The 21,853-nt window shown below is 54.3% G+C and carries 17 protein-coding genes and 1 pseudogene; 7 read left to right on the top strand and 11 right to left on the bottom strand.

The window, feature by feature from the left end:
• The first annotated feature begins 186 nt into the window (after nt 1–186).
• Complete coding sequence (locus tag HV229_RS22165; protein WP_016154613.1) at nt 187–741, top strand: YgjV family protein; 555 nt, start codon at nt 187–189, stop codon at nt 739–741.
• 14 nt (nt 742–755) lie between these two features.
• Here the strand turns inward: HV229_RS22165 and sstT are convergent, their stop codons facing one another.
• The 4 genes from sstT to HV229_RS22145 all read right to left on the bottom strand — a co-directional run bounded on the left by sstT (nt 756) and on the right by HV229_RS22145 (nt 5,054).
• A complete protein-coding gene (gene sstT, locus HV229_RS22160; protein ID WP_016154612.1) occupies nt 756–2,000 on the bottom strand; it encodes a serine/threonine transporter SstT in 1,245 nt (414 codons plus the stop codon).
• Nucleotides 2,001–2,242: 242 nt separating this feature from the next.
• Nucleotides 2,243–3,211 (bottom strand): TerC family protein, encoded by a 969-nt coding sequence (locus tag HV229_RS22155; protein ID WP_016154611.1) that lies wholly within the window; start codon nt 3,209–3,211, stop codon nt 2,243–2,245.
• Between the two features lie 271 nt (nt 3,212–3,482).
• Nucleotides 3,483–4,481, bottom strand: a complete 999-nt coding sequence (locus HV229_RS22150; protein WP_155553861.1) for a Gfo/Idh/MocA family oxidoreductase — start codon at nt 4,479–4,481, stop codon at nt 3,483–3,485.
• A gap of 72 nt (nt 4,482–4,553) precedes the next feature.
• Nucleotides 4,554–5,054, bottom strand: coding sequence for a M48 family metallopeptidase (locus tag HV229_RS22145; protein WP_016154609.1), 501 nt, complete (start codon nt 5,052–5,054; stop codon nt 4,554–4,556).
• An 83-nt stretch (nt 5,055–5,137) separates the two neighbouring features.
• Between HV229_RS22145 and rlmG the strand changes: the two genes are divergently transcribed.
• Nucleotides 5,138–6,274: a 23S rRNA (guanine(1835)-N(2))-methyltransferase RlmG gene (gene rlmG / locus HV229_RS22140; protein WP_016157532.1), complete on the top strand. Its 1,137-nt coding sequence runs from the start codon at nt 5,138–5,140 to the stop codon at nt 6,272–6,274.
• Between the two features lie 56 nt (nt 6,275–6,330).
• Here rlmG and HV229_RS22135 read toward each other — a convergent pair whose 3' ends face one another.
• From HV229_RS22135 to HV229_RS22120, 4 genes are all read right to left on the bottom strand, one after another.
• The gene (locus HV229_RS22135) at nt 6,331–8,349 is read right to left on the bottom strand and encodes an NADPH-dependent 2,4-dienoyl-CoA reductase (protein ID WP_115190138.1); all 2,019 of its coding nucleotides are present in this window, start codon (nt 8,347–8,349) and stop codon (nt 6,331–6,333) included.
• A gap of 141 nt (nt 8,350–8,490) precedes the next feature.
• On the bottom strand, nt 8,491–9,558 hold the full coding sequence (gene ugpC, locus HV229_RS22130; RefSeq protein WP_181546422.1) for a sn-glycerol-3-phosphate ABC transporter ATP-binding protein UgpC: 1,068 nt from the start codon (nt 9,556–9,558) through the stop codon (nt 8,491–8,493).
• Nucleotides 9,555–10,943, bottom strand: a complete 1,389-nt coding sequence (locus HV229_RS22125; RefSeq protein ID WP_181546420.1) for a phosphomannomutase CpsG — start codon at nt 10,941–10,943, stop codon at nt 9,555–9,557. The genes ugpC and HV229_RS22125 overlap by 4 nt, the downstream gene beginning before the upstream one ends.
• A gap of 25 nt (nt 10,944–10,968) precedes the next feature.
• Entirely contained in the window at nt 10,969–11,871 is a 903-nt protein-coding gene (locus tag HV229_RS22120) for a LacI family DNA-binding transcriptional regulator (protein ID WP_249417777.1), read from the bottom strand.
• Between the two features lie 88 nt (nt 11,872–11,959).
• Between HV229_RS22120 and HV229_RS22115 the strand changes: the two genes are divergently transcribed.
• The 5 genes and pseudogenes from HV229_RS22115 (at nt 11,960) to HV229_RS22095 (ending at nt 16,429) form a co-directional block, all read left to right on the top strand.
• Nucleotides 11,960–12,657, top strand: a protein-coding gene (locus tag HV229_RS22115; protein ID WP_249417763.1) for an IS1 family transposase whose coding sequence is annotated in 2 segments (ribosomal slippage) — nt 11,960–12,209 and nt 12,209–12,657 — 699 coding nt in all. Because the reading frame shifts where the segments join, the coding sequence is not laid out codon by codon here.
• A gap of 22 nt (nt 12,658–12,679) precedes the next feature.
• A pseudogene (locus tag HV229_RS22110) lies at nt 12,680–12,964 on the top strand (sugar ABC transporter permease); the annotation flags it as partial.
• Nucleotides 12,965–13,792, top strand: coding sequence for a carbohydrate ABC transporter permease (locus HV229_RS22105; RefSeq protein ID WP_016154601.1), 828 nt, complete (start codon nt 12,965–12,967; stop codon nt 13,790–13,792). It begins immediately after the preceding pseudogene.
• A gap of 11 nt (nt 13,793–13,803) precedes the next feature.
• Nucleotides 13,804–15,387, top strand: a complete 1,584-nt coding sequence (locus HV229_RS22100; protein WP_181546419.1) for an alpha-glucosidase — start codon at nt 13,804–13,806, stop codon at nt 15,385–15,387.
• Complete coding sequence (locus HV229_RS22095; protein WP_181546417.1) at nt 15,371–16,429, top strand: glycoside hydrolase family 130 protein; 1,059 nt, start codon at nt 15,371–15,373, stop codon at nt 16,427–16,429. The genes HV229_RS22100 and HV229_RS22095 overlap by 17 nt, the downstream gene beginning before the upstream one ends.
• A 211-nt stretch (nt 16,430–16,640) precedes the next feature.
• Here HV229_RS22095 and HV229_RS22090 read toward each other — a convergent pair whose 3' ends face one another.
• The 3 genes from HV229_RS22090 to ebgA form a co-directional block, all read right to left on the bottom strand.
• A complete protein-coding gene (locus HV229_RS22090; RefSeq protein ID WP_181546415.1) occupies nt 16,641–18,074 on the bottom strand; it encodes an amino acid permease in 1,434 nt (477 codons plus the stop codon).
• A 65-nt stretch (nt 18,075–18,139) separates the two neighbouring features.
• A complete protein-coding gene (locus HV229_RS22085) occupies nt 18,140–18,589 on the bottom strand; it encodes a beta-galactosidase subunit beta (RefSeq protein ID WP_016154597.1) in 450 nt (149 codons plus the stop codon).
• Nucleotides 18,586–21,678, bottom strand: a complete 3,093-nt coding sequence (ebgA, locus tag HV229_RS22080; protein WP_181546413.1) for a beta-galactosidase subunit alpha — start codon at nt 21,676–21,678, stop codon at nt 18,586–18,588. The genes HV229_RS22085 and ebgA overlap by 4 nt, the downstream gene beginning before the upstream one ends.
• Nucleotides 21,679–21,853 lie beyond the last annotated feature (175 nt).

The following is a 21,853-nucleotide window of genomic DNA, read 5'->3' as shown; positions in this document are numbered from 1 at the left end:
GACAGCCGCGTTGGCTGCGTCCATTCACCCCGGTCACTTACTCCAGTAAGCTCCCGGGGATGTCTGAACTTACCGCCTTGCGGTAGCACGAAATCTATTGGGTAATCGAAATGGAGTGGATTTTAAAAACGGCGTTTCATAATATGGAGCGCCGTTTGTTTTTGCGTTTCCTCACAAGGATCTCCCATGACCGCGTATTGGCTGGCCCAGGGCGTAGGTGTCATCGCCTTTTTGATCGGCATTACCACCTTTTTCAATCGAGATGAGCGCCGGTTCCGGCTGCAACTCGCCGTCTACAGCGCCACCATTGGCGTGCATTTTTTTCTGATGGGCGCCTGGCCTGCGGGAATGAGTGCAGAGCTAAACACCATCCGCACACTCGTCTCGATGCATACCCGCAAACTATGGGTAATGACCGTTTTTATTATCCTCACCCTGGTTCTCGGGCTGGCGAAATTACAGCATGCGATGGAGCTGTTGCCGATTATTGGCACGCTGGCCAGCACTTGGGCGCTGTTTCGCTGCCAGGGGCTGACCGTGCGCTGCGTAATGTGGTGCGCAACCGCCTGTTGGGTTATCCATAATTTCTGGTTGGGATCGATTGGTGGGACGATGATCGAAGGTAGTTTTCTGGTGATGAACGGCCTGAACATTATTCGCTTCCGGCGGATGCAAAAACGCGGAATTGATCCATTCAAAATTGAAAAAAGCGTACAAGAAGAGAACCCCTCCGTCCGGTGACAGAGGGGCAGAGATTAGCCGCGCAGGGCGTTATTTGCCAGACGTTCGTCTTCAGCCTGGCAGGCCGCAGCGGTAAACAGGACGTCTGTAGAAGAGTTCAGCGCCGTTTCACAGGAATCCTGCAATACGCCGATGATAAAGCCAACGGCAACGACCTGCATGGCGATGTCATTCGGGATACCGAACATATTACATGCCAGTGGGATCAGCAGCAGAGACCCCCCCGCCACGCCCGATGCGCCGCAGGCGCACAGCGAAGCAACCACGCTCAGTAACAGCGCCGTCGGTAAATCGACCGGAATACCCAACGTATTTACCGCCGCCAGCGTCAACACGGTAATGGTGATCGCCGCGCCAGCCATATTGATGGTAGCTCCCAGCGGGATAGACACCGAATAGGTATCACGATCCAGGTTCAGCTTCTCACACAGCGCCATATTCACCGGAATGTTTGCCGCGGAGCTGCGGGTAAAGAAGGCGTACACGCCGCTTTCACGCAGACAGGCCAGCACTAACGGATATGGGTTGCGGCGAATTTTCCAGAATACCAGCAGCGGGTTGACCACCAACGCTACCAGCAGCATACAGCCTACCAGCACGGTCAGCAGATGTGCGTAGCCCCAAAGCGTGGCGAAACCGGTGGTTGCCAGCGTGGAGGAGACCAGGCCGAAGATACCGATCGGCGCGAAACGAATCACCAGCTTCACCATAAAGGTGACTGCGTTGGACATATCGTTGACCAGATTTTTGGTCGTTTCATTACCGTGACGCAGCGCAAAGCCCAGACCGACGGCCCAAACCAGGATGCCGATGTAGTTGGCGTTAAGCAGTGCATCAATTGGGTTAGAAACCATGCTCATTAGCAGGCCACGCATCACTTCAATAATGCCGGACGGCGGTACGATATCGCTGGCGCTGCTGGAAAGATGCAGTGTCGATGGGAAGGCGAAGCTGAAGACAACGGCCGCTAACGCTGCGGAAAATGTTCCGAGCAGGTAGAGGAACAGGATTGGGCGGATATTGGTTTTTTGCCCGTGCTGGTGGTTGGCGATAGAAGCCATTACCAGCATCAGAACCAGAATTGGCGCGACGGCTTTTAACGCGCCGACGAACAGAGTACCCAGTAAACCAACGGCTTCTGCCGCAGGTTTTGACACCAGTGCCAGTAAAATCCCCAGAACCAAACCGATCAAAATTTGTTTAACCAGGCTCCCTTGCGCCAAGCGCGAGAATAGCCCCGATGAACGTTGCGTAGTCATGTAGTAATCCTTTCATTGTGTTGTTGCCCTGCCTTTGTGCGTTCTGTAGACGCATCTTTCAGGATGAGGCAAATGTTTGCATGGCTGAGTATAAGGAAAGAACAGGGTTCTGGAAGCGAAATATCCTGGATTTCGCGTTGAGATCATATTTTATAACTTTGAGTTAACATTATTTTGACATGATAAACAAAAAGCCCGACGCACGCAGTGTGCTGTCGGGCTTTTCAGCTAGCAGATGAAACTTACTGTATTTGCTGCTTTTTATCGTGCTGGTGGTTGACCCAGGCGTTCACAATCAGCGTCACAAACAGAATGCCAAATACCACGCCTAACGAGATAGCGATCGGGATATGGTAGAAATCGACGATCAGCATCTTAATACCGATAAACACCAGAATGACCGACAAACCGTACTTCAGCATGGAGAAACGCTCCGCCACGCCCGCCAGCAGGAAGTACATTGCGCGCAGACCCAAAATAGCAAACAGGTTTGAGGTCAGCACGATGAACGGGTCGGTAGTGACGGCAAAGATAGCCGGAATACTGTCGACGGCAAAAATGACGTCGCTCAGCTCAACCAGAATCAACACCAGCATCAGCGGCGTAACAAACAGCAGGCCGTTTTTACGCACGAAGAATTTTTCATCTTCGATGGTATCGGTCATGCGCAAATGACCGCGCAGCCAGCGTACTAACGGTCTGTCGCCAATACCGGAAGCATCTTCTTTCGCCAGCGCCATCTTCACGCCGGTAAACAGCAGGAATGCACCGAACACGTACAACAGCCACTCAAATTGGGTGATAAGCCAACTGCCGGCGAAGATCATGATCGTACGCAGAACAATGGCTCCCAGCACGCCATACACCAGTACCCGACGCTGCAACGCAGGCGGTACGGAGAAGTAGCTGAACAGCATCAACCAGACAAAGACGTTATCTACTGCCAGCGATTTTTCGATCAAATAGCCGGTAAGGAACGCCAGCGCCTGTGGGTCGGCAACGGCGCGGCCCTGGGTTTGTGCCAGGTACCACCAGAAGACGGCGTTAAACAGTAACGACAGCGTTACCCAAACGATTGACCAGGCCGCAGCCTGCTTCATCGACATCGTATGCGCGCCACGACGACCCTGCAACAGCAGGTCGATGGCCAGCATAATTACCACCACGACAGCGAAGCCACCCCATAACAACGGTGTGCCGACAGTATTCATTGTATTTCCCCATGCATAAAAAAAACGGCCAACGCCGAATGACGTTAGCCGCTGCTTTTTATGCATAGACCTTGCCATTCGGCAAGGTCTCACTTACAACAACAAAGGAATACGATGGCGTATTCCTTTGTTATCGCCCGGCGACCGGATGTGGTTTTTCACACATCGTAATGACGATCAACCGACAACGAAGTTACTCCCCTTTGCGGGTTACAAAATATTACAGGCCATGCATTCAGTCAATGACCTGCAACATTCGTTTTACATACCTTTACGCAGTCAGCGATGTTACCGCTTCATCTGCCGGGAAAATCACGCCGGTCTGGCGGCGAATCTCTGTTTGCAGTTTGGCGGTGATACGGCTGACGGCCAGTGCGGGGTGATCCACTTCGCCGGATTCAACCAAATGAGCAAAAGCCTCTGCCTCATACAGCATAGTATTGATGTGCTGAGGCGTCGTCAGATCCTGGGTTTTCCCCCCGCGAGGAACGAAGCACACTTTCTGACACTCGGAGATATGCTCGATCACCAGCGATCCCTGCTCACCCTGAATTTCACTGGCTAACACCGAGTCGCTTACTTTTGAGTGCTGGAGTGTGACGCTGAAATCACCGTAATTCATCACCACCACGCCGTGGGCATCTACGCCGCTTTCCAGCAGACTGGCGCTGGCCTGAACGCTTTGCGGCTCACCCCACAGCGCAACCGCTGAGGCCAGGCAGTAAAAACCGATATCCATAATCGAGCCATTTGAGAACGCCGGATTAAACGTGTTCGGATTTTCACCGTCCAGATAGCGCTGGTAACGCGAGGAGTACTGGCAGTAATTAATAAACGCTTTCCTGATTCTTCCGACTTTGGGTAGAGATTGCTGCAACAGCAGGAAGTTAGGCAAGCTGGCGGTCTTAAACGCTTCAAACAACACGACCTGATTTTCGCGCGCGCAGGCGATAGCGGCTTCGGCTTGCACCAGGTTTGAGGCCAGCGGCTTTTCGCAAATAACATGCTTTTTGTGCCGCAAAAACAGCTCGGTCTGCGGGAAGTGCAGGGAGTTTGGACTGGCGATGTAGACGGCGTCGATCGCCTCGCTTTGCGCCATCGCTTCCAGTGAGGTAAACAGATGCTCGACGGGGTAATCATTGGCGAAGGTCTGCGCCTGCTCGAGGCTACGGGAATAGACCGCGGTTAACTTATATTTGCCGGTTTCATGGGCGGCATCGACAAACTGGCGGGTGATCCAGTTTGTGCCAATTACTGCGAAACGTATCATAATGGCCTTCAGGCTGCGAAAAGGGATCCTTTCGTCAATTTAGCATGCTCTGAAGACAAAGCCAGTGCGCGACTACGCAGTTTGCTTTAACGATTGTTGCGTTAACCACAGGCGGGTATCGAACTCCAGTTGATGATACTGAGGCTCCATATGACAGCACAGCTGGTAAAACGCTTTGTCGTGCTCTTTTTCTTTCAGATGTGCCAGTTCATGAACGACGATCATGCGTAAAAAAGGTTCAGGGGCATTGCGAAACACGGTGGCAACGCGGATCTCCGCTTTGGCTTTTAGCTTACCGCCCTGCACGCGAGATACGGCGGTATGCAGCCCCAGCGCATTCTTCAGAACGTGTATCTTGCTGTCATACATGACTTTATTCAGCGGCGGGGCATTACGCAGGAACTGATTTTTCAGATCCTGAGTATATTGCCAGAGCGCTTTGTCGGTCGCGAAATCATGCGTCCCCGGATAGCGCTTCTCCAGCACTGCGCCCAGACGCTGTTCAGCAATCAGCGTTCTCACCTGAGAAAGCAAATGTTCCGGGTAGCCCTGGAGATAAGTTAGTTGGTTCATCTTTGCCCATGCCAATCATAAAAAGTGTATACTCACGCACCCTTTTCAGGGATACGCCGAAATTTTACCATTCAGGAGGGCCGATGAGCCACATAGACAACGGTTTCCGTTCGCTGTCACTTAAACGTTTCCCGGAAACGGATGACGTTAACCCGCTGCTGGCGTGGGAAGCGGCAGATGAATATCTGCTGCAACAGCTGGACGATACCGAGATTAGCGGCCCGGTGCTAATCCTGAATGATACCTTTGGCGCGCTGGGCTGTGCGCTGGCGCAACATTCGCCGTACAGCATTGGCGACTCCTATCTCAGCGAGCTTGCCACACGCGAGAACCTGCGTCATAACGATATTGCCGAGTCGAGCGTCAAATTCCTCGACAGTACGGCTGACTACCCGCAGGCGCCGGGCGTGGTGCTGATTAAGCTGCCAAAAACCATGGCGCTGCTGGAGCAGCAACTGCGCGCGCTGCGCGAAGTGGTGACGCCGCAAACGCGCATCATCGCGGGCGCGAAGGCGCGTGATGTGCATACCTCGACGCTGGAGCTGTTTGAAAAAGTGTTGGGTCCGACCACCACCACGCTGGCGTGGAAAAAAGCCCGTTTAATCAACTGTACGTTCAGCAAACCTGAGCTGGCCGCTGCCTCGCAAACGCTAAGCTGGAAGCTGGAAGGTACCGAATGGACTATCCATAACCACGCCAACGTCTTCTCCCGTACCGGACTGGATATCGGCGCGCGCTTTTTTATCGAGCATCTGCCGGAAAACCTCGAAGGGGAGATTGTTGACCTCGGCTGTGGTAACGGCGTCATCGGTATGACGCTGCTGGCGAAGAACCCGGAAGCCAGCGTGGTATTTGTTGATGAATCGCCGATGGCGGTGGCTTCAAGCCGCTTGAACGTGGAAAGTAACATGCCTGAAGCGCTGGATCGCTGTGAGTTTATGATCAACAACGCGCTGTCGGGCGTCGAACCGTTCCGCTTTAACGCCGTGCTGTGTAACCCACCGTTCCACCAGAAGCACGCGCTGACGGATAACATTGCCTGGGAGATGTTCCACCACGCTCGCCGCTGCCTGAAAATCAATGGTGAGCTGTACATTGTGGCTAACCGTCACCTTGACTACTTCCACAAGCTGAAAAAGATTTTCGGCAACTGCGTGACCATCGCCACCAATAATAAATTCGTGGTGCTAAAAGCGGTCAAAACCGGTCGCCGCCGCTAATCGTGTGTGCCGGATGGCGGCGTGACCGCCTTATCCGGCCTACGAAATACATACTGTTAAATTTCCAGCGCCAGCATCGTCCCTTGGGCAATAGCGCGTCGGGCATCCAGCTCCATCGCCACATCGCAGCCGCCGATCAGATGCACCGTTTTACCTGCTGCGTGGAGTGGATCAACCAGTTCACGGCGCGGCTCTTGTCCGGCGCAAATCACCACGTTATCCACGTTAAAGATCAACGGTTCGCCGTTCAACACGACGTGTAACCCATCATCATCAATTTTCTGATAGCTAACTGCCGGGATCATTTTCACGCCGCGTGAGAGCAGGGTGGCGCGATGGATCCAGCCTGTCGTTTTCCCTAAACCTTGTCCCGGTTTGCTGGCTTTGCGCTGCAACATCACTATCTGGCGCGGGCTGCGGGATAAGTGCGGGCCTTCCAGGCGTAAGCCGCCAGGCTGTTGCAGGCTGGTGTCGATCCCCCATTCCACGCAGAATTCCGCAATGTTTTGGCTGGTGGGCTCACCGGGCTGGCTCAAATACATGGCGGTATCAAAACCTATCCCGCCGCAGCCAACGATCGCCACGCGTTTGCCCACCGGCGTTTTATCGCGCAGGACGTCGAGATAGCTCAGCACTTTAGGATGCGCGATCCCCTCGATCGGTGGCATACGTGGCTCGATCCCGCTGGCGAGGATCACTTCGTCGAAGGGGTACAGATCGCGTGCGCTGACAAAGTGATTCAGCTTCAGCGACACGCCAGTCACATCGATCATCCGGCGGTAGTAGCGCAGGGTTTCATAAAATTCTTCTTTGCCGGGGATCTGCTTAGCGATATTAAACTGCCCGCCAATCTCGCTATGCGCGTCAAACAACGTCACGTGATGACCGCGTGCGGCGGCATTTATGGCGAAGGCGAGGCCTGCAGGACCTGCTCCGACAACCGCCAGATTTTTCGGCACAGTGGCGGCAACGATCGGCATTTTGGTCTCATGGCAGGCGCGCGGATTCACCAGGCAAGAGGTGACTTTGCCGACGAAGATCTGATCCAGGCAGGCCTGGTTACAGCCGATACAGGTATTGATCTCATCCGCTCGTCCGGTTTGCGCTTTTGACAGCAGTTCGGCATCGGCGAGGAACGGACGGGCCATCGACACCATATCGGCATCGCCACGGGCCAGAATGTCATCGGCGACTTGAGGATCGTTAATGCGGTTGGTGGTGACCAGTGGGATCGTCACATGCCCTTTCAGCTTACGTGTCACCCAACTAAACGCACCGCGCGGCACCGGGGTGGCAATAGTGGGAATACGCGCCTCATGCCAGCCAATACCGGTGTTAATAATGGTCGCCCCTGCGGCTTCTATCGCCTGCGCCAGTTGGACGGTTTCGTCGAAGGTTCCGCCGTTTTCCACCAGATCGAGCATCGACAGGCGGAAGATAATAATAAAGTCATTACCGGCACGCTGGCGTACCGCGCGCACCACTTCCACGGCAAAACGCATGCGGTTGGCATACTCGCCGCCCCATTCGTCATTGCGCTGATTGGTGCGCAGAGTCAGGAATTCGTTGATGAGATAGCCTTCCGAGCCCATCACTTCGACGCCATCATAGCCTGCTTCCCGCGCCAGTTGAGCGCAGTGGGCAAAATCTTCAATCAACTGCAGCACCTCATCGTGCGTCAGCTCATGCGGCGTAAAGCGGTTGATTGGCGCCTGAATGGCAGAAGGTGCCACCAGATGAGGCTGGTAGCTGTAACGCCCGGTATGCAGGATTTGCAGGGCGATTTTGCCGCCTTCGTCATGCACGGCGTCGGTAATGACGCGATGATGTGCAAGCTGGCTGGTGTCGTTCAGCATCGCGCCGCCTTCCATCCCCACGCCGGAAAGCGCAGGCGCAATACCTCCGCTCACAATTAACGCTACGCCGTGACGGGCGCGTTCGGCGTAGAACGCGGCCAGCCGTTCTGCACCGTCGGGATACTCCTCCAGCCCGGTATGCATTGAACCCATCAGCACGCGGTTTTTAAGCGTGGTGAAGCCTAAATCGAGCGGGGCGAACAGCGACGGATAGCTCATAAAGGTGTCCAGTATGTAAAATTATTGTTATGTGGTCGGATGAGTTAATAATTTAGCCGTCGCCGCGTAAAAGGGAAAAGGGGAATGCCGTGATTGTGATGGGATTCAAAAAATGCCCCTGCGGACGCAAGGGCAAGTGGGTCAGAACGCCAGTCGTTTACCCAGACCGTCAAAGAGGTGCAGGTGCGACTCTTGTAAGGTGAGCGTAAGCGGTGTATCCGGCATGAAGCTAAGCTGTTGAAAAGACTTCAGGCACACGGGGTGGCCGGCCAGATCCAACCACACCAGCGTGGAGTCGCCCTGTAATTCACACAGCCGGGTACGACCTTGCAATGTGAAATCCCCGGTCTGCTGGTACTGCATATGCTCCGGGCGGATGGCGACAAACAGTTTGTCCCCGTCGCTAACGCCTACGGGCTGACGGGTGAGGCGGAAGACGAGGTTATCGGCGATATGCAGTGCGCCTTCACGCCATACCGCTGGCAGAACATTGATTTTCGGCGTGCCGATAAACTCAGCGACGAACAGGTTTGCCGGGGTGTTATACAGCTCCAGCGGCGTGCCCACCTGCTCAATTTTTCCCTTGTAAAGCACCACGATGCGATCGGCCAGCGTCATCGCCTCCACCTGATCGTGCGTTACATAGATCATGGTGTTTTTCAGGGTGTTATGCAGTTGCTGGATCTCCTGGCGCATCCCGACCCGCAACGCGGCATCCAGGTTAGACAGCGGTTCATCAAACAGAAACAGTTCCGGTTGCTGGACAATAGAACGCCCGATCGCCACACGTTGGCGCTGCCCGCCGGACAGATTCTGCGGCAGCCTGTCCAGCATTTCTTCCAGCTTCAGCATGCTGGCGGCGTGAGCGACCCGCTTATCAATCTCGGCGGCGGGCGTATTGATATTACGTAAACCGAATGACAGATTTTCCCTGACGGTCATATGCGGGTAGAGGGCGTAGGACTGAAACACCATCGACAGGTTGCGTTTGCCCGCCGCAAGCCTGGTGACCTCTTTTCCCCCCATCACCAGTTTACCGCCGTCGGGGATTTCCAGTCCGGCGATGATCCGCAGCAGCGTGGATTTCCCGCATCCGGAAGGGCCAACCAGCACAATGAACTCCCCGGAGGCGATCTCCAGCGACAGATTTTCAATGATGGTGTTCTTGCCCCAGGCTTTATGAATATTACTCAGGCTTAGCGCGGTCATAACCTCTCCTTGTCAGAATCCCAGGCTGCAATCAGCGTTAAAAGTTCATCGGTTTTGCGCGCCAGCAGTGCCGTATCCGCGCGGGTTTCCACGTTCAGGCGCAGCAGCGGCTCGGTGTTGGAGGCGCGTAAGTTGAAGCGCCAGTCAACGAAGTCGATGCTCAACCCATCGCAATCGTCACGCAGGCCGCCGGCTTGCAGATAGTGAGCGGCGATGGATTGCATGACAGATTGCGGATCGGCCACCGTCAGATTGATTTCGCCGGAAACCGGAAAGCGCACCTGGGCGTGTTCGATATACGCCGACAGCGGACGGCTGTCGCTGCCGATAATTTGCAGCAGCAATACCAGTGGGATCATCCCGCTGTCGCAATAGCCAAAATCGCGGAAGTAGTGGTGGCCGCTCATTTCTCCGCCGTAGACCGCGTCCTCTTCGCGCATCCGCGCTTTGATAAAGGCATGCCCGGTTTTGCTGATGACCGGGATTCCGCCGCAGCGAGTTACAACGTCCAGCGTATTCCACGTCAGGCGCGGGTCCAGAATGATGTGACTGCCTGCGGAGCGTTGCAGGAAGTGCTCGGCGAACAGGCCAACCAGGTAGTAGCTCTCAATAAAGCGGCCACACTCATCAAAGAAGAAGCAGCGATCGAAATCGCCATCCCAGGCGATGCCGAAATCAGCCTGATTTTCGATAACCGCCTGCTGGGTGATGAGGCGGTTTTCCGTCAGCATCGGATTCGGCACGCCTGCCGGGAAATGACCGTCCGGCTGATGGTGCAGGCGAATAAACTCAATCTGAACACCCGCACGGGCTAGTCCGTCGGCGATCGCGTCAAGCGCAGGCCCGACGGTGCCATGTCCGGCGTTGGTCACAATACGTAGCGGGCGAGTCGGCGGATGCTGAAAGAAGCGCAGCAGGCAGGCAATCCAGGCGGGGCGATTATCATAAGGGATGAGGCTGCCACGATGGACAATCGGAGCAAAGTCATTGCGCTCCGCCAGCGCTTTTATCTCCAGCAGGCCGTTGTCGTTACTGATCGGACGCGCCTCTTCGCGCACCAGTTTCATACCATTGTACTGCGCCGGATTATGGCTCGCGGTTATCTGAATGCCGCCGTCGGCACGCAGTTCCCGGGTGGCGAAATAGATCTCTTCGGTGCCTGACAGACCAAGGTCGATAACATCCACGCCGCTGGAAATTAGCCCGTCGGTCACGGCGGATTTTAACGATTCCGAGCTAAGGCGAATGTCGGCGCCGATCACTACCCGGCGCGGATGGCGCCAGGCGGCGTAAGCGCGACCGATGCGAAAGGCGATATCCGGCGTCAGGTTGACGCCAACCTCACCGCGAATGTCGTAGGCTTTAAAACAGGTTAGTTCATCCATAATCTACTCTTCTGTAATTAATGAGTCAGGCTGACTCCCGAATGATGAGCTGGTAAGGCAATTCATAGTGGGTCACCGGTCCTCTGGTGAGCAGCAATTTGACGGCCATTTCCCCTTTCTTTTCCGCGTCTTGCGCGATGGTGGTCAGGCGTATTCCCGCCACCTCAACGGCGAGATTATCGAAACCGGTAACGGCAACCCGCTGCGGAACCGCCAGCTGCTGCCGTTGGCAGTAGTGGATCGCGCCGACGGCGAAGCGATCGGAAAGGCAGATAAGCGCAGTGATCTCCGGATGGGTTTCCAGTAACGCTTTGGCCGCCTGTTCGCCGTGTTCTTCATCGTGTCGGGTTTGATACAGCCAGCACGTATCAAGGGCGAAGCCGCGCTGCTGGAAAACCTCCCGGCAGGCATTCACGCGGGAGAGCATCAGCAGGTTGTCGCCGGTGACGGGGGCGGTCAGATCGCACATTCCCTGCGCCGAGGGCTGTGACGGAAAGGCGATGATGCCGAAATGTCGATGACCTTTATCGGCCAGATAGCGGGCAATATCGCGCATGGCGCAGGCGTTATCGATGGAGACGCTGCTGTGGTCGGGAAACTGAAAATCGAGCGTGACCACCGGACGCCCATGAGCCAGCGCGTGCTGGATCATGGCCGCATTGTTATGCGTGGCGTTGAGAATATAGCCATCAACCAGGGTGTTGAGCGGCGTCTGTTGCCGCTTACGCAAAGGGATCAAGACCAGATTGACGTTTTGTTCTTCACACTGGACGGCGATCCCCCGCATCAGTGCAATGTCGTGGGGATCGATAAACACGTAACTCATAGAGTCGTTGAATATCACGCCGATGGTGTCAGATTTACCGGTACGCAGCGCGCGCGCCAGCTTGTCCGGTCCCTGAAAGCCAAGCTCGCTGGCATATTGCAAAATTCGCTGGCGCAGCTCCGGAGATAATTTTTCGGTGATGCTGCCAACTTACTGATTTAGTGTATGATGGTGTTTTTGAGGTGCTCCAGTGGCTTCTGTTTCTATCAGTTGTCCCTCCTGCTCAGCTACTGAAGGCGTAGTGCGTAACGGTAAAAGTACTGCCGGACATCAGCGCTATCTCTGCTCTCACTGCCGTAAAACATGGCAGCTACAGTTCACTTACACCGCCTCTCAGCCCGGTACACACCAGAAAATCATTGATATGGCCATGAATGGCGTCGGATGCCGCGCCAGTGCACGAATTATGGGCATTGGCCTCAACACGATTTTACGACACTTAAAAAACTCAGGCCGCAGTCGGTAAACTCACGTATACAACCGGGCAGTGACGTCATTGTTTGCGCGGAAATGGACGAACAGTGGGGTTACGTCGGCGCTAAATCCCGCCAGCGCTGGTTGTTTTACGCGTATGACAGGATACGGAGGACGGTTGTGGCGCACGTATTCGGTGAACGCACGTTGGCCACGCTGGAGCGTCTTCTTGGCCTGCTGTCGGCCTTTGAGGTCGTGGTATGGATGACGGATGGCTGGCCGCTTTATGAATCACGCCTGAAGGGAGAACTGCACGTTATCAGCAAGCGATATACGCAGCGCATTGAGCGGCATAACCTGAATCTGAGGCAGCATCTGGCAAGGCTGGGCAGGAAGTCACTGTCGTTCTCAAAATCGGTGGAGCTGCATGACAAAGTCATCGGGCATTATCTGAACATAAAACACTATCAATAAGTTGGAGTCATTACCGAAGTTTAAGCAAAGTTGGGCGATTACCCTGCCGATGATGAACGCGCAAATCGTGATGGTGATGGTGCTGGCGATTACCGTGGCGTTCAGCATCTTTACCGAGCCGTATCTTATCACCGGCGGCGGGCCGCTCAACAGCACCACCAGTCCGATGGTGGTAATGTATGAAGTGGCGTTCCAGAAAATGAAGCCAACCTGGGCGGCGACCATGTCGATTATCGTTGCGGCATGCAGTTTCCTCGCCATTTGGGTCTTCCGCAAAGTATTCGAAAAACATATCGAGATTGTGTGAATGAAGAAACTGACTCCCTTAACGCTGCTCATTCACGCCGTGATGTTTTTGCTGGCGCTCACCTGGCTGTATCCTTTTATCTGGATGGTGATCTCTTCGTTGAAACCGACGGCGCAAATCTACACGACCGGGCTGTTTTCCGGTCATCTGACGCTGGAGAATTACGCTTTTCTGTTCGATAACAGCAACCGGGCGGACAAACCTTTTTTGCGCACCCTGGTTAACTCGCTGTTCGTGTCGCTCACCATTACCGTTTGCGTCACGCTGACCTCAATGCTGGTGGGATATGCCGTCGCGAAAACCGAGTTTCGCGGCAAAAATGCGTTTCGCAACCTGTTGATTGTGCAGATGGTTTTCCCGGTCTTTATGTTCATCATTCCACAGTTTGTCCTGATGCGTGAACTGGGGCTGATCAACAGCTACGGGGCGATGATCCTGCCGTATGCGATGAGCGCCTGGGGCATTTTTATGGTTTCGCAGAGCTTTAAAGGCACGCCGAATGATTACCTGTATGCCGCAAGGCTCGATCACGCCAGCCTGTGGGGGATCTTGCGGCATGTGATGATGCCGCTGAATAAATCCATTCTGGCGATTGTCGCACTGTTCACCTTTTCCAGCTCATGGGACAACTTCCTCTGGCCGCTGATCGTGATGCGCGAAGTGGACAAAATGCCGTTTTCGGTGCTGCTCGCCACCTTCAGCAAATCCTATGGCATCTACCTGGGACCGGTGCTGGCGGGGTCGGTGGTGCAGATGCTGCCAATCGTTGTCCTGTTTATTCTGTTCAGAAAATACTTCCTCGAAGGCATGTCGTTATCACTGAAATAAGGAACGTGACGGTGAAAAAGCAACCGTGGTGGCAGGCGTGTACCTGTTATCAAATTTATCTGCCTTCGTTTTGCGACGGCAATAACGACGGGCTGGGCGATTTTCCGGGCCTGATTTCCCGGCTGGATTATTTGCAGGCGCTGGGCATCGGCGCGGTGTGGATCACGCCGTTTTATCCCTCTCCGCTGGTGGATAACGGCTACGATATCAGCGATTACTGCGCCGTTGACGCCCGTTTCGGCACTCTCGACGATTTCCGCCGGGTGGTTGACGGCTGCCACGCCAGAGGCATTCGGGTGATTATCGATCTGGTGGTCAATCACGTCTCCTCGGAACATCCCTGGTTTTGCGATGCGTGGAATAATCCGGGCAGCCGCTATCGTGATTATTTCCTTTTTCGCCGCCAGCCGAATAACTGGCGTTCTTTCTTTTCCGGCAGCGCGTGGACCGCTGAGCCAGACACCGGCGAGTTTTATTACCATAAATTCGCGCCCGGCCAGGTGGATCTCAACTGGGCCAACCCCGCGGTGGAACAGGAAATTTACCGGGTGGTGGATTTCTGGATTACGCAGGGGGTGGACGGCTTTCGCTTTGACGTCATCAACTTTCTTACTACCGATGGCATTGGGCCTGATAACCCGGAAGAGAACGGCGAGCAGCGCCATGAATTTGACGTTAATCAGCCGCGACTCCCGGAGACGCTGCAACGGCTGTGTGCCTATGTTCGGGCGCAGGGTGACTATTTCCTGATTGGCGAAATCGGCAGCGAGGACCCTGACGTGCTCAGCCGCTATCAAAGTCCGCAACTGATGGACGTGGTGTTTAATTTTAATATCGGCAGCCAGAAAACCTTTGATGTTTCCCGTCTTTTCAGCCAGTTAAAAACTACGCTGGCTGCGCAGTCGGGTTTACCGACGCTGTTTTTCTCCAGCCATGATATGTCGCGGATGATCAGCCGCTTTGGCGAAAACGAGCGCGATACCGGGCGGGCGCTGGCGGTGCTGGCGCTCCAGCTAACGGTGAGCGGCGTGCCGTTTATCTTCCAGGGCGAAGAGCTGGGGGTGACCGACTACCGTCCGCAAACGGCAGAGCAGCTTTTTGATATACAGGGAAAAACCCATTACTGCACCGCCCTTGCCGCAGGCAGCAGCCCACAGCAGGCGCTGGCGCTGGCTATTGAACATTCGCGGGATGGTTCGCGCGCGCCGCTGCCCTGGCGCGACGCCCCCTTTGGCGGATTTTCCTCCGTCGCGCCGTGGATGCCCGTCGGCGGCGATATCGCCCTGATTAACGCGGAGCGCCAGCAGCAGGATGAAACATCGTTCTGGCATCAGTACCGGCTGCTTATCGCTCTGCGCCGCCGCGTTGCGGCGCTGCATCAGGGACAGCAGGACTCGCTTGACCTCACTGACGAATGCGTCTGGTTTACCCGTTCGACGGCGGCGGAGCAGGTCTGGGTCGCCATCAACTTTGGTGCGCCCGTTCGCAATCCGTGGCAGGAGATTGAGGCTGAAGTGCTGTACGGGGAGGACGCGCAATGGATTGGCAAGAATCAATGTTTGATCAAAAGGAGAGTACATGGACAGGCACAGTAAAAACCCGTTGATTACCCCGGCGGACGTGACGCCTTCACTGCCCGGCAGGAAGGTCGATTGTGTTTTCAATGCTGGCGTAACGGAGTGTGACGGGGAGATCGTTTTGCTGCTGCGGGTGGCGGAAAGCGTGATCAATTCCGACCCGCAGCAGCGTGTCGTACCGCTGTTGGAAAAAACCGATGCGGGCTGGGTACAGGCCACCGCAAGTTTCGATCGTCGCGATGAACGCTATGATTTCAGCGATCCGCGGGTGATCGTGCTGAAAAGCGATCCGGCGCGGGTGTGGCTGACCTCCATGTCGCATCTGCGTCTGGCGCGCAGTCGCGACGGGGGGAACTTCCGGATTGACAGCCAGCCGTTTATCATCGCCGATACGCAATATGAAGAGTTCGGCTGCGAAGATGCGCGGATCACCCGCATCGATGATACCGCGTACATCAACTACTCGGCGGTGTCGTCGCTGGGGATTTCTACCGCGCTGGCGGTGACCAAAGATTTTGTCACGGTGGAGAAAAAAGGGTTGATCCTCTGCCCGGACAACCGCGACGTCTGCTTTTTCCCGGAAAAGATCGCCGGTAAATATCACGCCCTGACCCGTCCGGCCCCGTGCCACTTCGGTCATCCGGAAATCTGGATCTGCGAGTCGCCGGATATGCTGCACTGGGGCAACCATCGCCACCTGCTGGGACGGTCCGGCGATGCCTGGGACTGCCGTAAATCAGGCGGCGGCGCACCGGTATTAAAAACCGATCGCGGCTGGCTGGAGATCTACCACGGTGTGGATGCCGATCAGCGCTACTGCCTCGGCGCGCTGCTGCTGGATCTCAACGATCCGACCCATATTCTGGCGAAATCACCGGTGCCGCTGCTGGAGCCAGATGCGCCCTACGAGCGCGAAGGCTTCTTCGGCAACGTGGTGTTCACCTGTGGGGCGCTGATCCGCGATGAGACGCTGCACGTCTGGTACGGCGCCGCCGATGAGTGTGTGGCGCTGGCGACAATGCCGCTAGACAAACTGTGGCGGCATCTGGGGGTTAAATAAATGCCGCAGAGTGTCCTGGGCTGGTAAACCCGCTTCTGGCTGGGGGGGCGATTCACACGTTGCGGCCGCTGGTGGACGAATCTTTGCTACAAATAATGAAAGTACACAACAGAAGAGCAGGGCAATAAATGCCCTGCAAGTCTGTATATTTAATGTCACATTGTATTTCAGGTGCGCAAGAAAACAGATTGCGCTTATCGTTATTAATATTTTAATTAATATCTGACGCGGGGGCCGCCTCAATAGCTTTTTCTTCTTTGGTTAGCCCTTTGATGTATTTACTGTATTTCCACCAGGCAAAACCGAGGAAAATAACAATCCCACCGACGTTATAGAATATAATGGTCATGATGTTACCGCCGGTCGGGAAGGTCGAGGCAATAAACCCGATGGTGAAAAGGACAATCAGCATCGATACCACAATAATGCCGGTTTTTTGCGAACCCATACGGAAGTCGCGCGGTAAGTGGTCCAGTTTTGCGCGCAGATTCAGGTAAGCCAGCATAATAAACAGCGGCGGCAGCATCGATGCGGCGGCGGTCATGTTGATGATGGTGTTCATTAAATCCTGCACGGTATTGGAGCCGAGCGTTGGGATAATCATCAGCGGGATAACAATCAGGAACTGAATCCAGGCTGCGCGGGCCGGAACGCCATTTTCATTCAGTTCGACGGTTTTTTTACCGAAAATACCCTCTGGAATTTCAGAGAAGAAAATTTTCACCGGCGTTGCGGTCCACATCAGCAGAGAGCCGAACATCGCGGTAAAGGAGACCAGGCCGACAAAGCGGTTAACGATCAGTTCCGGCAGGCCAAAGTATGCCGCCAGACCGTGGAATACCTGTACCGAACCACCGGTAAATTTCAGCTCTTTGCTGCTCACGAAGACGTTGATCAGTACCGAGGAGATGGAATAGAGCACGCCGATAAAAATCCCGGCAATGATAATGACCTTCACGAACGATTTTGACCCGCCCTTGACGTCGTTGACGTACACTGCCACCGACTCCGCACCGCCTGCCGCCATAAAGATCCAGGTGGTGATACCGAGGAAGGCCCAGTTAAAATTCGGGATCATTGCGTCTACGGTGATAGGGTCAGCAGGCTGTACGCCGCCAACCAGCGCAGTACCCGCCAGCAGGATGTAGGACAGGGTCAGCAGCAGCATCAATGTGGAGGTGACCGAAGTAATTGGTCCTAACATTTTTGCGCCGTTGGTCGAAACCCAGGTGGAGAAGGCAAACAGCACCATACTTAACACAGTGGTTGCGAACGGCGTCAGAATGTATTCGTAGCCTAAAAAAGCATATGAGGCGTAGGCGATAACACGGGGTAACAGCGAGGTAAAAAAGAACAGGTTAACGAACCAATAGGTATAGGCGGTAATAAATGCCCAACGTCCGCCCAGCGAACTTTTCACCCAAGCATAGACACCGGCTTCGGAGTTTTTATTCAGCGAAACAAATTCAGCGATGATTAAGCAGAACGGAATAAAGTAGAAGATCGTCGCGAGGAAAAACATCGGTGCGGATGCCAGACCCAGCTCAATATTATTGTTGATAACGTTATTAAAACTATAAACCGCGGCAAAGGTGAGTGAAAGTAAGCCGAACTTGCCGATGGTATTACGTTTGGTATCAGACATAGCACATCTCCGATTCCTGATTATTATAGGGTACTGGCGGCGCAACGTCGGCGCCGCCTGTGTTTTTATTTATTATGAAAATAACCATCTTCGATGGTGACTTTGAGTACAACTTTCTTCACTGCGTTATTACAAATAAAACGATAGGCTTCATGGTTGTCACAAATAACCATTTGTCCTTCGCGCACTTCTACGGTTTTTCCACAGCCTTTCAGATATTCGCGATCGGTTTCATCGCGATAATATTCAACCACCTGGAGATCCTCTTTGGCGGCATACTCTATTTTTTGCTGTCCTTGCAGGTAGTAATGGATTTCAAAATAACGACGATGACCGGTAAACAGTGCATCGGTCGCGGAGTCTGTCTCCACGCGATAGCTCAGGGAATCACCGATAGAGTGGGCAACGCCTGGTTGAATATTATCAATATTTTCAATCGCTTCGACGCAGCGCTGCCACTTCTTCCCGGATGCGTAAATTTGTTGGAACTGCGCTAAGTTGTCGATGATCCTCATTTTGTATTCTCGCTGTGCAAATTCGTGGAAAAGAGCCCGGTACCAAAGACGCGGCTGGCGGCGGTTTGAGCGCTAGATTCGCTACCGGAAACCGGCAACAACGTGAAGCCGTAGCTGAACGAACGGAACCAGACGCGCCAGGAATCAAGCACCTCGCTTCCCCACGAGTTGGAGCCTAAGCCCAGCACCTGGTGGTCCAGATTCAGGGTGATGTCATCGCTGCGCTGCAGCGCATTACAGTGCTGTGCGGCAAAGATATTTTCTGGCGTATAGCGCCAGGCGCTCAGGTTGACAGGGCGCTGCGGAACCACCAGCAGACCGTTGCCGTGGCGGTTGGTTAGCGTTGCCCAGCGCACGTCCTGACGATTGCCGTTGTTTTGCGGGAACGGATAGTTTTCGAACATCTCATCCACGCTGCTGCGCCAGATATCGATGATGTTGGCCTGTTGGCTATCGGCATAGTTTTCACCGGGACCACGTCCGTAATACGCCACCTGCCCCAAATCGCCGTTGATGCCCATCGTGAAGCCGATGCACGGAATAATGTCCCGGTACTCGCCGTAAGGCTGGCCGGAAAGCTCCACGTTCAACTGACCGTCTGCGGCAATCCGCCAGCGGTAGGTACAGCGCATACCGAAATCAAATACCGGCGGGGCGATAATCGTCTGGCTGGTTATCAACAGCGCGTCATCGGTTTGCTCAATGGCAAAATCGCGCAGATGCTCCTGCATAATCTGTAAATGATTTGGTTGCCAAAGGCCTTCGAACTCTTGTTTGTGGTTATCAATGGTTGGTTTGAAGAAATTAATCTTCGGCTCGCGGGTAATCAGCTCCTCACCGTTAACGGTCCAGCTAATGGGCTTACCGTTCAGTTTTGAGAAGGTCAGATGGAAGTTATAACCGCGTATGGTGCAGCTCTGGGGGCTGTCTTCCAGCGTCAGAGGGGTAGCGTTTTTCAGGCTAAACGGTACGGCAGCCGCCGTTCTGGCCTTCAGCGGGAACTGATAAGTCGCAATGTGGTGCCCGGCTTCGCTGTATGCCGTACGGGAATCTTTCGTCACGATGACGTTGAGGAACGCTTCGCGCGCATCCAGCTCCGGCAGTGTGCATTGCACTAGGGTATCGCTATTAGGAGGGACGTCGCGCAGTTTTATCTGCTGAGCAGAAAGCGTATCTCCTTCGGCGCGAACCTCAATATGCAAGGTGTAGTCGTCAAGCGTGGTAAACCACAGTTTGTTTTCTACCCGTAGCTCGCCGCGAACCAGATCCTGTGCGCGTACTTTTACTGGCGCAATCACCTGCTTGTACTCTTGCAGACCCGGCCCCGGGGTTTGATCGGAATAAATCAGGCCATCAAGGCAGAAGTTGTAGTTGTTCGGATAGTCGCCGTAGTCGCCGCCATATTTGTACCAGACGTTGCCGTCGTCATCTTTGGCCTGAATCCCGTGATCGCACCACTCCCAGACATAGTGTCCCTGAATGCAGTCATGCTGATAAAAGACGTTCTGATATTCCGTCAGCCCGCCGGGACCGTTGCCCATGGCGTGAGCATATTCGCAGATGATGCGCGGCTTAGGATGTGGATATTCGCCAAACTCATTCATCAGCGGCACACGGGTGTACATGGTGGAGATGATATCCACCACTTCGGCGTCACGATCTTCTTCGTAATGGATCAGACGCGTGTCATCCAGTGCTTTCGCGGCGTGATACATGGCGCGGATGTTACAGCCGTATCCGGATTCGTTGCCGAGCGACCAGATGACGATCGACGGGTGGTTTTTTTGTGCATGGATGTGGCGCACGATGCGCTCAACGTAGACGTTTTCCCACAGCGGATCGTCGGTTATCCGGCTGATATCGCCGATATTGGCGAAGCCGTGAGATTCAACGTCGGTTTCGGCCATCACGAACAGACCGTAGATATCGCACAATTCATAGAAGCGCGGATCGTTCGGGTAATGGGCGGTACGCACGGAGTTGATGTTGTGCTGCTTCATTAACAGCAGATCTTTTTCAACGCGATCCATGCCAACCGCACGGCCTTTAAGATGATCGTTATCGTGGCGGTTAACGCCATGCAGCATCACGTAGCGGTTATTGATGTAAAACAGACCGTCGCGAACTTTGATATCGCGGAATCCGACCCGCTGTGGCACGACCTCAAGGAGATTGCCGTTGGCATCTTTCAGCGTCATCACCAGATGATAAAGATACGGCGATTCCGCTGACCACTGCTGCGGCGCGCTAACCTTGAAATTAAAAGCGGTGCGGGTGTGTTGATCCACTGCCAGATTGTTAATCACGCCGCTATGCAGCGCCTGCTCACCGTCAAACAAGGTGTATTCGAGCGACGCCATCGCTGGCGTGGAACCCAGGTTTTCCAGCGCAATGTCGCAGGTGAGGATGGCGTCGCGATAGTCATCATCGAACTCGGTGCGAACGGTAAAATCCTGAATATGGGTCGCCTGTTTGCCTACCAGATAGACGTCGCGGAAAATTCCCGCCGACCACCACATGTCCTGGTCTTCAACGTAAGTGGAATCAGCCCATTGCATTACGCGAACGCACAGCAGGTTGTCACCGGTCTTCACCACCGCGCTGATATCAAATTCAGCCGTCAGGCGGCTGCCTTTGCTGAAACCGACGTACTGACCATTCACGTAAACTTCGAAGTAGGTTTCTACGCCATCAAATTTAATCAGCGTTTGTTTGCCCTGCCAGCCTTCGCTGAGGGAGAAAATGCGCTGGTAGGCTCCGGTGGGGTTATTGGTCGGAACGTAGGGGACATCAATCGGGAAAGGAAAACCTTCGTCGGTATACTGCAGTTTGCCGTGTCCTTCCATCTGCCACATGCCTGGGACGGTGATGCTGCCCCAGTCATTCATAAACTGCGACGTAAAGATTTCCGGCACCTGCAGCGGATGCTCAAAGAACTGAAAATTCCACTGACCGCTTAGCAACTGAAAGAGGCTGCTGGTTTCGCGGGCAAACGAGCGAGCCTGCGCAACGGAGTCATAAGAGAAAAAATATGCGCGTGGCGCCAGTCGATTTTCGTGGGTGAGCTGAATGTTTTCCCAGCGATTCATAAGGCCTCCCGGTGGAGAAAAATCGGAACCATTCATTGTAATGGTGAGTAAGTGTAATTGATGGTGATTTTAGTAAAAGTTTTACTAAAATATAGCGAGTGAGGTGATTTACTTTAACTGGATCACGAAAATAATGGGGGCGCAGAAAATAATGCATGACAATGCGCGCCCGGCA

It is taken from the genome of Citrobacter sp. RHBSTW-00524 (assembly GCF_013747755.1).
Taxonomy (GTDB): domain Bacteria; phylum Pseudomonadota; class Gammaproteobacteria; order Enterobacterales; family Enterobacteriaceae; genus Citrobacter; species Citrobacter braakii.
The sequence above is the reverse complement of the archived record's forward strand: the minus strand, read 5'-3'. Positions and strand labels throughout refer to the sequence as shown.

Bases quoted from the DNA above. Each gene is read 5' to 3' on its own strand.
- HV229_RS22165 (WP_016154613.1), top strand. From the start codon at position 187: ATGACCGCGTATTGGCTGGCCCAGGGCGTAGGTGTCATCGCCTTTTTG.
- sstT (WP_016154612.1), bottom strand. From the start codon at position 2,000: ATGACTACGCAACGTTCATCGGGGCTATTCTCGCGCTTGGCGCAAGGG.
- HV229_RS22155 (WP_016154611.1), bottom strand. From the start codon at position 3,211: ATGAATACTGTCGGCACACCGTTGTTATGGGGTGGCTTCGCTGTCGTG.
- HV229_RS22150 (WP_155553861.1), bottom strand. From the start codon at position 4,481: ATGATACGTTTCGCAGTAATTGGCACAAACTGGATCACCCGCCAGTTT.
- HV229_RS22145 (WP_016154609.1), bottom strand. From the start codon at position 5,054: ATGAACCAACTAACTTATCTCCAGGGCTACCCGGAACATTTGCTTTCT.
- rlmG (WP_016157532.1), top strand. From the start codon at position 5,138: ATGAGCCACATAGACAACGGTTTCCGTTCGCTGTCACTTAAACGTTTC.
- HV229_RS22135 (WP_115190138.1), bottom strand. From the start codon at position 8,349: ATGAGCTATCCGTCGCTGTTCGCCCCGCTCGATTTAGGCTTCACCACG.
- ugpC (WP_181546422.1), bottom strand. From the start codon at position 9,558: ATGACCGCGCTAAGCCTGAGTAATATTCATAAAGCCTGGGGCAAGAAC.
- HV229_RS22125 (WP_181546420.1), bottom strand. From the start codon at position 10,943: ATGGATGAACTAACCTGTTTTAAAGCCTACGACATTCGCGGTGAGGTT.
- HV229_RS22105 (WP_016154601.1), top strand. From the start codon at position 12,965: ATGAAGAAACTGACTCCCTTAACGCTGCTCATTCACGCCGTGATGTTT.
- HV229_RS22095 (WP_181546417.1), top strand. From the start codon at position 15,371: ATGGACAGGCACAGTAAAAACCCGTTGATTACCCCGGCGGACGTGACG.
- HV229_RS22090 (WP_181546415.1), bottom strand. From the start codon at position 18,074: ATGTCTGATACCAAACGTAATACCATCGGCAAGTTCGGCTTACTTTCA.
- HV229_RS22085 (WP_016154597.1), bottom strand. From the start codon at position 18,589: ATGAGGATCATCGACAACTTAGCGCAGTTCCAACAAATTTACGCATCC.
- ebgA (WP_181546413.1), bottom strand. From the start codon at position 21,678: ATGAATCGCTGGGAAAACATTCAGCTCACCCACGAAAATCGACTGGCG.